This window comes from Mesorhizobium sp. M8A.F.Ca.ET.161.01.1.1 (genome assembly GCF_004792105.1).
Classification (GTDB): domain Bacteria; phylum Pseudomonadota; class Alphaproteobacteria; order Rhizobiales; family Rhizobiaceae; genus Mesorhizobium.
In genome coordinates this window covers 523,250-535,893 of sequence record NZ_SRTD01000001.1, presented here as the reverse complement: position 1 = coordinate 535,893, position 12,644 = coordinate 523,250, and the positions used below count along the sequence as shown (strand labels likewise).

The 12,644-nt window shown below is 63.5% G+C and carries 15 protein-coding genes; 7 read left to right on the top strand and 8 right to left on the bottom strand.

The genetic code is table 11. The annotated features are described in order from the left end of the window. The first annotated feature begins 3 nt into the window (after nucleotides 1-3). On the top strand, nucleotides 4-498 hold the full coding sequence (locus EN804_RS02715) for a GNAT family N-acetyltransferase (RefSeq protein ID WP_135864224.1): 495 nt from the start codon (nucleotides 4-6) through the stop codon (nucleotides 496-498). A gap of 150 nt (nucleotides 499-648) precedes the next feature. Continuing rightward, on the top strand, nucleotides 649-1,347 hold the full coding sequence (locus EN804_RS02710; RefSeq protein ID WP_127280306.1) for an AIM24 family protein: 699 nt from the start codon (nucleotides 649-651) through the stop codon (nucleotides 1,345-1,347). Between the two features lie 151 nt (nucleotides 1,348-1,498). On the opposite strand, the gene panC is transcribed toward EN804_RS02710, so the two are convergent. Together panC and panB are read right to left on the bottom strand one after the other, a co-directional pair. Further along, nucleotides 1,499-2,350, bottom strand: coding sequence for a pantoate--beta-alanine ligase (gene panC, locus EN804_RS02705; protein ID WP_135918655.1), 852 nt, complete (start codon nucleotides 2,348-2,350; stop codon nucleotides 1,499-1,501). Next, the gene (gene panB, locus EN804_RS02700; protein ID WP_135918654.1) at nucleotides 2,347-3,189 is read right to left on the bottom strand and encodes a 3-methyl-2-oxobutanoate hydroxymethyltransferase; all 843 of its coding nucleotides are present in this window, start codon (nucleotides 3,187-3,189) and stop codon (nucleotides 2,347-2,349) included. Before panB ends, panC begins: the two co-directional genes overlap by 4 nt. 242 nt (nucleotides 3,190-3,431) lie before the next feature. On the opposite strand from panB, the gene EN804_RS02695 reads away from it, so the two are divergent. From EN804_RS02695 to EN804_RS02685, 3 genes are all read left to right on the top strand, one after another. Next, entirely contained in the window at nucleotides 3,432-3,830 is a 399-nt protein-coding gene (locus EN804_RS02695) for an NADH:ubiquinone oxidoreductase subunit NDUFA12 (RefSeq protein ID WP_127280305.1), read from the top strand. A gap of 139 nt (nucleotides 3,831-3,969) precedes the next feature. After that, on the top strand, nucleotides 3,970-4,566 hold the full coding sequence (locus EN804_RS02690; protein WP_127280304.1) for a DUF2155 domain-containing protein: 597 nt from the start codon (nucleotides 3,970-3,972) through the stop codon (nucleotides 4,564-4,566). 62 nt (nucleotides 4,567-4,628) lie between these two features. Beyond that, entirely contained in the window at nucleotides 4,629-5,012 is a 384-nt protein-coding gene (locus EN804_RS02685) for a hypothetical protein (protein ID WP_127280303.1), read from the top strand. Nucleotides 5,013-5,022: 10 nt separating this feature from the next. Here the strand turns inward: EN804_RS02685 and aat are convergent, their stop codons facing one another. From aat to EN804_RS02655, 6 genes are all read right to left on the bottom strand, one after another. Further along, entirely contained in the window at nucleotides 5,023-5,640 is a 618-nt protein-coding gene (gene aat, locus EN804_RS02680) for a leucyl/phenylalanyl-tRNA--protein transferase (RefSeq protein WP_127280302.1), read from the bottom strand. Between the two features lie 12 nt (nucleotides 5,641-5,652). Continuing rightward, complete coding sequence (gene accC / locus EN804_RS02675) at nucleotides 5,653-6,996, bottom strand: acetyl-CoA carboxylase biotin carboxylase subunit (RefSeq protein WP_127280307.1); 1,344 nt, start codon at nucleotides 6,994-6,996, stop codon at nucleotides 5,653-5,655. A 10-nt stretch (nucleotides 6,997-7,006) separates the two neighbouring features. Then, the gene (accB, locus tag EN804_RS02670; protein WP_127279917.1) at nucleotides 7,007-7,468 is read right to left on the bottom strand and encodes an acetyl-CoA carboxylase biotin carboxyl carrier protein; all 462 of its coding nucleotides are present in this window, start codon (nucleotides 7,466-7,468) and stop codon (nucleotides 7,007-7,009) included. A 26-nt stretch (nucleotides 7,469-7,494) separates the two neighbouring features. Continuing rightward, nucleotides 7,495-7,929 carry a type II 3-dehydroquinate dehydratase gene (gene aroQ / locus EN804_RS02665; RefSeq protein WP_135918653.1) on the bottom strand — a complete coding sequence of 145 codons (435 nt, stop codon included), beginning with the start codon at nucleotides 7,927-7,929 and terminating at the stop codon, nucleotides 7,495-7,497. A gap of 145 nt (nucleotides 7,930-8,074) precedes the next feature. After that, nucleotides 8,075-8,932 carry a DsbA family protein gene (locus EN804_RS02660; RefSeq protein WP_135918652.1) on the bottom strand — a complete coding sequence of 286 codons (858 nt, stop codon included), beginning with the start codon at nucleotides 8,930-8,932 and terminating at the stop codon, nucleotides 8,075-8,077. A gap of 69 nt (nucleotides 8,933-9,001) precedes the next feature. Further along, nucleotides 9,002-10,396, bottom strand: a complete 1,395-nt coding sequence (locus EN804_RS02655; RefSeq protein WP_127279914.1) for a M48 family metalloprotease — start codon at nucleotides 10,394-10,396, stop codon at nucleotides 9,002-9,004. Between the two features lie 147 nt (nucleotides 10,397-10,543). On the opposite strand from EN804_RS02655, the gene EN804_RS02650 reads away from it, so the two are divergent. Together EN804_RS02650 and EN804_RS02645 are read left to right on the top strand one after the other, a co-directional pair. Beyond that, nucleotides 10,544-11,692, top strand: a complete 1,149-nt coding sequence (locus EN804_RS02650) for an aminotransferase class I/II-fold pyridoxal phosphate-dependent enzyme (protein WP_135918651.1) — start codon at nucleotides 10,544-10,546, stop codon at nucleotides 11,690-11,692. A 4-nt stretch (nucleotides 11,693-11,696) separates the two neighbouring features. Continuing rightward, the gene (locus EN804_RS02645) at nucleotides 11,697-12,626 is read left to right on the top strand and encodes a glutaminase (protein ID WP_127279912.1); all 930 of its coding nucleotides are present in this window, start codon (nucleotides 11,697-11,699) and stop codon (nucleotides 12,624-12,626) included. Nucleotides 12,627-12,644: the final 18 nt, after the last annotated feature.

Below are 12,644 nucleotides of genomic sequence, written 5' to 3'. Positions count from 1 at the left end.
GGCATGTTCGTCCGCACCGCCGGGGATCGCGACCTCGCAGCCGTCCGGGCGTTGCTGGTCGAAACATGGCATGCCACCTATGACGCGATCTACGGCGCCGAACGGGTCACCGAGATCACCAATGAATGGCACTCCGTCGCTTCTTTGAAGGCCAGGCTGGTCAAGCCGAGCAGCGAGTTCCTCGTTGCCGATGACGGCAAGCGCATTGGCGGCATGGCCTTTGCCGAAGCCGTCGGTGACGGCGGCGTGGTTATGCTCAGGCAGCTCTATGTGCTTCCTGCGCTGCAGGGCCGAGGCATCGGCGGCATGCTGCTCGACGAAATCATCGAGAGTTTTCCGGAAGCCCATGGGATTCGGCTCGAAGTGGAAGAGAAGAACACCCGCGCCGTAGCCTTCTATCGGGCCAATGGCTTCGTCCAGGCCGGCCGCACCGACAATTGCGGCTCCGCCGGTTCGGCCATCCCGGCGTTGATCTATGAACGGGTACTTGCTGCCTGACCACCGTGGCGGCGTGATCACCTTCGCGCGAGCGCCCGCCCCGGGCTCCGTTTTCGTTTGACGGCCCTGATGTCCGCCACCAAAGGTGCTTAGGCCGACCCGCTCGAAGCCGGAATAACCTGACACGCGCGGGACGGCTGGGGGAAAACCATGCCAAGCCTGCCGGAACTGATGCCGACCGAGGTGTCGGACGAAACCTTTGGCGGCGTCACCTATCACATAGCTGGCGAACTGGTGCCTGTGCTTTCCGTCGACGTGACGCGGATGCCTGTCTATTTCGAGCACCACATCCTGCTGTGGAAAAATTCCACGATCACCATCGGCCTGAAATCGCTGAAGGGGTCGCTGAAGCGCATGATGGCCGGCATGCAGATCTTCGTCACCGAGGCGTCGGGAGCGGGCATCATCGCCTTCAGCCGCGACGGACCCGGTCACATCGTGCCGATTCACCTGCGGCAAGGCGAGGAGATCCAGGTGCGCGAGCACCAGTTCCTGGCCGCCACCGGCAATGTCGACTACACGTTCGAGCGTGTACGCGGCCTGGCGACGATGCTGTTCGGCCAGAGCGGCTTCTTCATCGACCGGTTTCGCGGCGATACCGGGGACGGCATCGTCTGGCTGCACGGCTACGGCAACGTTTTTGAAAAGACGCTCGCTCCGGGCGAAACCATCGACATCGAACCCGGCGGCTGGCTGTTCAAGGATGCCTCGGTCAGGATGGAAACCAAGATCGACCGGCTGTCGAGCGGCTTCTTCGGCGCCAACATGAATTTCATCGTCAACCGCTTCACCGGCCCCGGCAGGGTCGGCATCCAGTCAATGTACCTGCATATGCCGACCGAGGAGTAGGCTGGGGGAGCCGCAAGCGGGACGGGTGAAGGCCAGGATCGGCGCGGTCGCAGGTGGCGACAGTTCGCGTATCAGCAATTCGAGTTTCCGCTGTGTGCCTGGCGCCGGCAGCGTTGAGACTGCAAACAGCAATCGATAGCGCGAACGCCGATCAGGCGGTGGAAACGTCCACATTGTCGATCAGCCTGGTTTTTCCCAGCCAGGCGGCGGCGAGGACGCGGCCCATTCGGTCGTGCCGCCATGGCGCAAGTGTCAGGCTTTCTCGGGCCTCGACATAATCGACTTTCTGGAAGCCGGCGACGATCAGGGCTCGGCTTGCTTCGGCGATCGTTTCTTCCTGACCTGCGCCCGCCGCCAGCGCCGTTGCCGCCTTGCGCAGGATAAGGTTGAACTGGCGGGCGGTCTGGAGTTCGGCTTCATCGAGATAGGCGTTGCGTGACGACATGGCGAGGCCATGCGCGTCGCGAATGGTCGGTGCGCCGATGATCTCGACGGGCAGGTCGAGGTCGCGGCAAAGCTGCTTAACGACGCAAAGCTGCTGATAATCCTTTTCGCCAAAGATGGCGAAGTCGGGTACGGCCTGCAGGAGAAGCTTGGCCACCACTGTGGCGACGCCATCGAAAAAGGTGGGTCGAAAGTCCGTTTCGAGCCCGGCTGACGGGCCGCCGACCGAGATTTTCGTCGCAAAACCGGGGGGATACATCTCGTTGACATCAGGCGTGAAGGCGAGATCGGCCTTGGCCATCGTCAGCATATCGAGGTCGCGGGCCAACTGGCGCGGGTATTTGTCGAGATCCTCGCTCGGCGCGAACTGCGTCGGATTGACGAAGATCGACACCACGCATCGATCGGCTCTTTCGAGGGCGATCTTGATCAGCGAAAGATGCCCGTCATGCAATGCGCCCATGGTTGGCACCAAGGCGATGCGCTGCCCATCTCGCCGCCAGTCGCGGATGCGTGCGCGAAGCTCGGCAACGCTGTCGACGACGTCGGGCCGGCTCATGCTTCATCCCCGCCATTTGTTTTTGAAAAGACATGGGCACGGCCGGGGAATTCGCGGTCCCGTACCTCCGATGCGTAGCGCTCGGCGGCATGCGCGATCACGCTGCGCAGATCGGCGTATTGCTTGACGAATTTAGGCACCCGGTCGACGGTCAGCCCGACCATGTCGTCGATGACCAGGATCTGGCCGTCGCACTCGCTGCTGGCGCCGATGCCGATGGTTGGAATGGCGATGCGGCCGGTGATGTCCGCGGCGACCGTCTCGATCGTTCCTTCAATGACCAGGGAAAACGCACCGGCCTTCTCGACCGCGAGCGCGTCGGCGATCAGGGCGGCAACATTCTCGTCCGTCCGGCCCTTGATCTTGTAGCCGCCGTCTTTCTCGACCGATTGCGGCTGCAGGCCGATATGGCCCATGACCGGGATACCGGCGGCCACGATCGCCGCGATCTGAGCGGCCATGTCGACGCCTCCCTCGAGTTTCACCGCCTGGCAACCGGTCTCGCCAACGATGCGCCGCGCCGAGGCCACGGCTTGCGCGGCTGAATCCTCATAGGTGCCGGCCGGCATGTCGACGACGACGCAGGCCTTGGCCGAGCCCCGCATCACGGCCTGGCCGTGCGCGATCATCATCTCCAGCGAGGCGCCCAGCGTCGTCTCATGGCCATGCAGGACCATGGCGACGCTGTCGCCGACCAGGAGCAGGTCGACATGGGGATCGAGCAGGCGGGCGATCGGGTAGGTGTAGGCGGTGAGGCAGACGATCGGCGTGCCGCCCTTGCGGCGGCGAATCAGGTCGGCACCGATGCGAATGTCGGTGGTCGGCAATTGCGTGGCCAATCGTCGCCTCCTTCAGCCCCTGGGCGCAGAGGATTTCCGCCTGGGCGCGCAGAGCTTTAGAAAGAGCGGCAAGGCTTGGCAAGCGTGCATCCGGCCACCCCAGGGATCACAGGCCCAGGGATCACAGGCTTGTGTCGGGTCCCTGGCGCGCCATTTGCGCGCTCCCGCGGCAAAACCCTTGCCTTCCCGAGGGCCTGACGCCATAAGCAGGAAACGGGCGCCACCAGCGCGAGGGTTCTGAGATGAAGACTTTCCTGACGCAGTTTTTCACCTGGTGGAACAGCCAGACGCTGGGAACGCGCCTGCACACCTGGCGGTACGGCAAGAGGGTCGGCCAGGACGAGGCCGGCAATGTCTACTATGAAGGCGGTATCGATTCGGAAGGCCGTACGCGCCGTTGGGTCATCTACCGCAACTATTCGGAAGCGTCGGCCATTCCGCCGGGCTGGCACGGCTGGATTCACCATCGTGTCGATGTCGCTCCCCCCAGCGACGACTACCGGCCGCGCGACTGGCAAAAGCCGCACCTGCCCAATCTGACCGGCACGCCCGCGGCCTATCGCCCGAAGGGCTCGGTGCTGACCAACCAACATCGCCCGCAGGTCACCGGCGACTACGACGCCTGGACGCCGGGGTCGTAACGGCGCGGGTTTGTAACCGTAAGGTGCAGGCCGGTCCTTTATCGCCACAATTGGTGTTTAGCTGCTTGCTGATCAGAAAACGGCGACTAGCCTTGGCGATCGATGGAATCACCTGGGCGCGAACCACCGGTACCCCTGCATGAGCTTTTTCAACCTGATATCGACAGGCGGTCTGACGCTAGCCGCCAGCCTCGCCGTCAGCACCGTCGCCTTTGCGGCTTCACCCACACCTGCCGCCCCGGCGCCGCCAGCGGCAGCGGGATCGGATCGCATTGCCAACCCGGTCGCCGAGTTCGCCGGTATCGACAAGATCACCGGCCGCATCATCACCTTCGATGTCTATATCGACGAGACGGTGCAGTTCGGCGCCCTGCAGGTGACGCCACGCGTCTGCTATTCCCGGCCGGAGAACGAGGAGCCGAAGACCGATTCCTTCGTCGAGGTCGACGAGATCACGCTCGACCGCAAGATCCGCCGCATCTTCACCGGCTGGATGTTTGCCGAAAGCCCTGGCCTCAATGCCGTCGAGCACGCCGTCTATGACGTCTGGCTGAAGGAATGCAAGCAGAAGTCGGATGTACCGGCGCCTGATGCTGGCAAGGCCGACGGAGCGAAAGCCGACGCCTCGAAGCCGGCCGCGACCAAGCCCGCCTCGGCCAGGCCCAAGCCCCCGGTCACTCCGGACGCGGCACAGCCGGACGACGCCGCGGAACCGGACACGACCACCGCCAACTGATCTCTTGGAACCGCCATGGCGGGCGCGCGTTGGAGCATCAAGACGTGCCCGGAGGATATGCTATGTCGGACAGCAAGCGGATCATGGCCAACAAGGCCGAGTTGTTGGAACTCGAAAAGGGGTTCTGGACGGGTGACAGTGCCTACTACGCCGCCAACGCGGACACCGAATGCCTGGTGGCGTTTCCGCGGATGGCCAAGGCGATGGATAATGCCGATCTGGCCGAGACCGCGACCAAGCCCAACCGCTGGCGCGATCTCGACATCGAGCTCAAGGGCATAATCGAGCCGGGCAGCGACATCGTCATGCTGACCTACGAGGCGCATGCGACGCGCGAGAATGGCGAACCCTACGCCGCACTGGTCAGCACCGGCTATGTCCACCGCGTCAACGGTTGGAAGATGATGTTCCATGCGCAGACGCCGATCGAGGCTGCGCCCAAGTAGGGCTTGATCCCTACGGAAAGAAGATCGCTTCACCCTTGAGCGCGTCGGCCAGCATCTTTTCATACTTGCCGCGCGGCACGTCGACAGCGCCAAAGCGCTTGAGGTGCTCGGTGGTGAACTGCGTATCGAGGAGCGCGAAGCCGCGTGCCTTCAGGCGCTCGACAAGATGAACGAGACAGATCTTCGACGCGTCCGTCTCTTTGGAAAACATGCTTTCCCCGAAAAACACCCGCCCGAGCGAGACCCCATAGAGCCCGCCGACCAGACGCTCCCCCCGCCATGCCTCGACCGAATGGCAGTGTCCCATCCGGTGCAGTTGCACATAGGCTTCGCGGATCGGCGCGTTGATCCAGGTCGAGCGGCGCTCCTCGCGCTTTTCGGCGCAGCCGTCGATCGTCGCCTCGAAGTCGAAGTCGAAACGGATGTCGAACGGGTGCCTGCGGATCGTCTTCTGCAGGCTTTTGGGCGTGTGAAAGCCCTCGAGCGGAATGATGCCGCGCTTTTCCGGGCGCACCCAGAACACTTCCGGGTCACCAGCACTTTCGGCCATCGGGAACACGCCCGAGGCGTATGCCTTGAGCAGAAGGTCGGTGGGGATGCGATAGCCTGGCGCGTATGGACGGGTCATCGCGTCCCCGCGCTATTCGCCCTTGGCCAGATATTTTTCCAGCCAATGGATGTCGTAGTCGCCGTTGGCGATGTCGGCATTGCCGACGAGATCGCGAAACAGCGGCAACGTCGTCTTGATGCCGTCGACGACGAATTCGTCGAGCGCCCGGCGCAGCCGCATCATGCATTCGACTCGGTTGCGCCCATGCACGATCAGCTTGCCGATCAGGCTGTCATAGTAGGGCGGGATCTTGTAGCCGGAGTAGACACCGGAATCGACGCGGATTCCGAGGCCGCCGGGCGTATGAAAATGGGTGATCGTGCCGGGCGAGGGGGTGAAGGTGCGCGGATCCTCGGCATTGATGCGGCATTCGATGGCGTGGCCGTTGAACTTGATGTCTTCCTGCTTGACCGAAAGGCCGCCGCCAGAAGCGACGCGGATCTGCTCGTGGACCAGATCGATGCCGGTGATCGCTTCCGTCACCGGATGCTCGACCTGGAGACGCGTGTTCATCTCGATGAAATAGAACTCGCCGTTCTCGTACAGGAACTCGATCGTTCCGGCGCCCGAATAGCCGAGATCGGCAATCGCCTTGGCGCAGATGCCGCCGATGCGCGACCGTTCCTCGGCGTTGAGCGCCGGCGAATTGGCCTCTTCCCAGACTTTCTGGTGGCGCCGCTGCAGCGAGCAGTCGCGTTCGCCGAAATGCACGCCGCCGCCGAAGCCGTCGCCGAACACCTGCACCTCGATGTGGCGCGGCTTCTCCAGGTATTTCTCGATGTAGACCGCGTCGTCGCCAAAGGCCGCGCCGGCCTCCGAACGCGCCGTCTGCAGGGCGATTTCGAGGTCCGCCTCGGTATGCGCCACCTTCATGCCGCGTCCGCCGCCGCCGGCCGACGCCTTGATGATGACGGGATAGCCGATCTCGGCGGCGATCCGCCTGGCTTCCTTTTCCTCGGTCACCGCACCGTCGGAGCCGGGCACCACCGGAATGCCAAGGCGCTTTGCGGTGCGCTTGGCCTCGATCTTGTCGCCCATGACGCGGATATGGTCGCCGGACGGACCGATGAAGGTGATGTTGTGCGCCGCCAGGATGTCGGCGAACTTGGCGTTCTCCGACAGGAAACCGTAGCCCGGATGCACGGCGTCGGCGCCGGTGATCTCGCAGGCCGCGACGATCTGGTGGATGTTGAGATAGCTGTCGCGAGACGGCGGCGGACCGATGCACACGCTTTCGTCGGCCAGCCGCACATGCATGGCGTCGGCATCGGCGGTCGAATGCACCACCACCGTCTGGATGCCGAGTTCCTTGCAGGCGCGCAGCACCCGAAGTGCGATTTCGCCGCGATTGGCGATGAGGATCTTCTGGAACATCCGGCTCGCTCTACTCGATCACGACAAGCGGCATGCCGTATTCGACCGGCGTCGCGTCCTCGAACAGGATCGCCGTCACCGTGCCGGCGCGCGGCGAGGGAATCTGGTTCATCGTCTTCATCGCCTCGATGATCAAGAGCGTCTGTCCTTCCTTGACCTTCTGGCCGACCTCGATGAACGGCTTGGCGTCCGGCGACGGCGCCAGGTAGGCAGTACCGACCATGGGCGAAGGGACGGCGTTCTTGGACACGTCGACCGCGGCCGGGGCAGCCACGGCGGCAGATTGGGATGCCGCTGCCGGCGCATAGGCCGGTTGCGGTGCGGCGATCGCATGGACGGTGGGCGCCTGCCGTGACACCCGTACCTTCAGGTCGCCGAGTTCAACCTCGATCTCGGTCAGGTTGGTGTCGTTCAGTATGCCCGCCAGATCGCGGATCAGTTGCTGGTCAACACCGGTCTTCTTTATCGACATTTTCGAGCCTTCTGTTTGTTGGCCGGTCATAGGCGTGCGGCCAGCGCTTGCAGCGCCAGCGTGTAGCCGAGCGGCCCAAAGCCACAGATCATGCCGACAGCGACCGGCGCGACCATGGAGACGTGGCGGAACGGTTCCCGCGCGTGGATGTTGGAAAGGTGAACTTCGGCGACCGGCAGCGGCGCGATCGAGCGGATGGCGTCGTGGATGGCAATCGAGGTATGGCTGTAGGCGCCTGGATTGATGACGATGCCGGCGGCCTTGTCGCCGGCTTCCTGGATCCAGTCGATAAGATCGCCTTCATGGTTCGACTGGCGGAAATCGATCTCGATCCCGAGCGCTTTGCCTGCCTGCTTGCAGTCGTCGGCGATGGCCGCGAGCGTCTTGCCGCCATAGATGCCCGGCTCGCGCTTGCCGAGCGCGTTGAGATTGGGACCGTTCAGGACGAAAACCGTTTTCAAAAAAGTCGACCTTTTCCGGCGCCGACGTCAAGCCGGCGCGCTGGGCCTCTATACCGGGCATAGTCGCCCGCGGAAAGAGCGCAAGTGCGTTCTTTCACTGTCCACAACAGGCCGAAACGTGCCCGTGAAGAAAACCACTCGCCGGTCAAAGCGCGGCTTTCGCCGCCTCGATCTTTTCGGCAAGCACTTCCTGCCCGAGCGCCCCGAACACGACCTCGTTGCCGACGACGTAGGAAGGGGTTCCGGTGATCTGCAGCTTGTTGGCAAGGTCGTAAGTCTTGGAGAAGGCCTCGGGGATCGACGCGTCCTTCATCTTCTCGCGCAGCGTCGCCTCGTCGGCGCCGAGCGAAAGTGCGATCTTGATCGCGGTTGCCTCGGTGGCGCGCCCCTGGCCGCCGAGCAGCGCATTGTGGAACTCGCCGTACTTCTCCGGCATCATCAGGTGGAACGCCATCGAAACGACGCTGGCCTTCTGCGAATCCGGGCCGAGGATCGGGAATTCCTTGAGCACGAAACGCAGATCCGGATCTGACTTGGTCAGGGCCCGCATATCCTCGATGGCGCGTTTGCAGAAGCCGCAATTGTAGTCGTAGAACTCGACGATCGTTACCTTGCCGTTCGGGTTGCCGACGACGCCGTCGAAGGTGGAGTTGAAGATCTGGTCCTTGGCGTTCTTGATGACGCCGAGCGCCGCGAGCCGCTGCTCCTCCTTCTGCTTGGCCTCGAGTGCGTCCTGCACTTCGAGCAGCACTTCCGGATTCTTCAGGAGATAGTCGCGGATGATTCCCTCGACCTCGGCGCGGTCGATTTTGGTATCGGCCACGGCCGACTGGGCAGGCTGCGCCGTCTGGACAGGCTGCGCCGTCTGGACAGGCTGCGCCGTCTGGGCAGGCTGCGCCGTTCCGGCCTTCGCAACCTGCAGATTGCCGGCCACGAAACCGAAAGCCAGCATGGCAAGGGCGACCGCAACCCCCGTGGTGCACAGCAGCAGTGCCTTCTTCATCGTTCTCGTTCCTTCTGCCTGTTTTCCGGTCTGGCTGTGTCGCAGCACACGGCCGGAGGGTTCATGAGTTTACTGGCTCTTGCCTGATGATTTGTAGTTTATGATGTCCTGGGCGCGTATCCAGCGCGGCTCGCCGCGCTTCATCTGCTGTTGCGCCCGCATGGCGAAGATCTTCGCATCCTTGTAGTTACCGGAATAGAAATGGCCTTCGGCGGTGGCAAGCTCGGCGCCCGGTATGTCTCCCAGCTCGCCGTAAGCCTGCGCCAGATAACGATAGCCGGTGGAGTTTTCCTTGTCGCGCCCCAGGCCATTGTTGATCTGCACGACAGCTTTCTTGAGCGAGTCGGGCGTGCCGACCGCCATCAGCGCCTGGCCAAGCGAGACAGGCAGCAGGCCGGACCGTGCCGGATCGAGGCTGACAGCCTTGGCGTAGGCGTCGGCCGCATCCCTAGGCTTGTTCGCCTTCATCAATATATCGCCGCGCAGTTCCTGGAAGTAGGCATTCTTGGGCTGCGCCTTGATCAGGGCGTTGGTCTTGGCGAGCGCCGCGTCGAGGTTGCCGTAGAGATAGGTCGACTGGGCATCGCCGTATAGCGCCGCCATGCCGCCGCGCATCTTTTGTATCAGCCGCGCCGCGGCGGCCTGGCCTTCCATGTAGACGGCAATCTTCACCCGCATCATGTCATGGCGCTGCTGCAGCGTCGGCGCGTCGAGCTTGTCGACATTGGGGCTCTGCTTGACCAGCACCTCGAGATTGGCGATGCGGTCCTGCGGCATCGGATGGCTGATCCGGTAGGGATCGACCTGCGCGCCTGACAGCGACAGCGCGGTCTGGAAGCGGTGGAAGGTCTTCAGCATGCCCATGCCGGACTGGCCGGTGGCATTGAGATAGGTGATAGCCGAGCGGTCGGCCGTGATTTCCTCGGTGCGCTGATAGGCGAGGATGCTGCGCTGCGCCATCTCGCCGCCGCCAGCCGCCACGCCCATGCCGGCCCCGGCAAGGCCGCGGCTGTTTGTCGTCGCGCCGGCGACCATGGCGCCGGCACCGAGCAAGGTGGCGATGATGGCCATGGTCTTGGCGCGTTCGAGTTGCTCGCGCAGTTTCTGCTGGTGGCCGCCGGCGATATGCCCGGCTTCGTGCGCGATGACACCAATGATTTCATTCGGTGTTTCAGCCGTCATCAGCGCGCCGGTGTTGATGAACAGCCGGCGCCCGGTGACGAAGGCGTTGAAGCTGGAATCATTGACCAGCACGATGTCGATGCCGTCATTCGCCAGCCCGGCCGCCTTGAAGATCGGCCGTGCATAATCGCGCACCAGAGCTTCGATCTCGGCGTCGCGTACCACTGGCACGCCCTGGGCGAAGGCGGTCACCGAACCGGCCACTGCAACCGCGGCGGCAAGCGAGATCGTCGCGAAGACACGCGCTGCCCGGGCAATCGTCGATCTGGGTCGGCTCAACATAATGTGTCCACTGGTAGACGAGCGGGCGAAAGATGAAAAGTCGGCGCCTGAAAAACTTCCTCAACTTGTGATCCTCACATCAATCGGGCATTTGTGCGGCGCATGCGTCAGGACCTGGCGCGCTCAATCCTCGCAACAGGGGTAAAAATGGTCGTTTCGCTCTCCCATCGCGGCAATGTCGAGCCGTTCCACGCCATGGATGTGCTGGCCGAAGCGAACCGGCTGAAGGCACAGGGCGTGCCGGTGATTTCCATGGCGGTCGGCCAGCCATCCGATCCGGCGCCTGTCGGGGTTCGCGCCGCCGCGGCCAAGGCGCTGGAGGTTGGACGCATCGGCTATACCGACACCTTGGGCCTGGCCCCGCTGCGCAAGGCGATCGCGGGGCATTACGCGGATCACTACGGCCTCGATGTCGACCCTGGCCGGATCGCGGTGACCACCGGATCGTCGGCGGCCTTCAATCTCGCTTTCCTGGCGATGTTCGATCCCGGCGACCGGGTCGCCATCGCCGCGCCCGGCTATCCCGCCTATCGCAACATCATGGCAGCCCTTGGCATCGACGTGGTCGAAATCGAGCTCGGCGACGCGGCTTATTTGCATGCCGGCCATCTGCAGGCCGCGCATCGGGAGAAGCCTCTGAAGGGCGTGCTGTTTGCAAGTCCGGCCAATCCGACCGGCGCCGTCATACCGGCCGATGAACTGGCGGCCCTGGTCACCACGGCGGAATCCCTCGGCATCGCCGTCATTTCCGATGAGATCTATCATCGGCTAGCCTATGGCGCCCCAGACACCACGGCACTCGCCTTTAGCAACAGCGTGACGGTGATCAACTCGTTCTCGAAATACTATTGCATGACCGGCTGGCGCATCGGCTGGATGGTGTTGCCGGAAGATCTCGTGCGGCCGGTAGAGCGCATCGCCCAGAGCCTCTACATCTCGCCGCCGGAGCTGTCGCAGATCGCGGCGATCGAGGCCTTTGCCGCAACCGAGGAATTGCAAGCGGTGAAGCGGCGCTATGCCTGGAATCGCGAGCTTCTGATGAAGCGCCTGCCGGAGCTGGGTTTTCCCCTGGCGGCGCCCATGGATGGCGCCTTCTATGCCTTTTGCGATGTCACCCGGCACAGCAATGACAGCATGGCCTTTGCCCGCAAGATGCTGGCCGAGGCGCATGTGGCGGCGACGCCTGGCCGTGACTTCGACACCCGGGCGGGCCACCGCACGATGCGGTTTTCCTATGCCGGCAGCCACGACGACATGGTCGAGGCGATGGCGCGCATCGAACGCTGGTTGAGGTAGCGCCATGCCGGAGCTCGAACAGGCGCTGGCGGAAGTCGCGGCGGAAATGGCTGAACGCACCGATCGCGGCGATGTCGCGACCTACATTCCCCAACTGGGCAAGGTCGATCCGAAGAAATTCGGTATCGCGGCCGTCACCAATGACGGCGGCGTGCTGGTGGCTGGCGATGCCGACCAGGCTTTTTCGATCCAGAGCATCTCGAAGGTGTTTACCCTGACGCTGGCGCTCGGCAATGTCGGCGACGCGCTGTGGAAGCGGGTCGGGCGCGAGCCGTCCGGCAACCCGTTCAACTCGATTGTCCAGCTCGAGCATGAGAACGGCATTCCGCGCAATCCGTTCATCAATGCCGGCGCTATCGTCATTTCCGACATCCTGCTTGCCGGCCACCAGCCGCGCGAGGCGATCGGCGAGATCCTGCGCTTCATCCAGTTCCTCTGCGACGACGAGACCATCATCATCGACCGCGAGGTCGCGGCTTCCGAACGGGCCACCGGCTACCGCAACTTCGCACTCGCCAATTACATGAAATCCTTCGGCAATCTCCATCATGCGCCGGAATTGGCGCTGGGCGTCTATTTCCATCATTGCGCCATCGCCATGAGCTGCCGGCAACTGGCAATGGCCGGTCGCTTCCTCGCCAATGGCGGCAAGAACCCGGCGACCGGGTATCAGGTGGTGTCGGCGGAGCGGGCGCGGCGCATCGGCGCCATGATGCTGACCTGCGGCCACTATGACGGCTCCGGCGATTTCGCCTTCCGCGTCGGTATTCCCGGCAAGAGCGGCGTTGGCGGCGGTATATTGGGTATCGTGCCGGGGGTCGCCTCGCTTGCCGTCTGGTCGCCCGGCCTCAACGCCAACGGCAATTCCAAGCTGGGTTCGATCGCGCTGGAAAAGCTCGCCAGGATGATGAACTGGTCGATCTTCGCGCCATAGCGATCACGACCTGCCGGA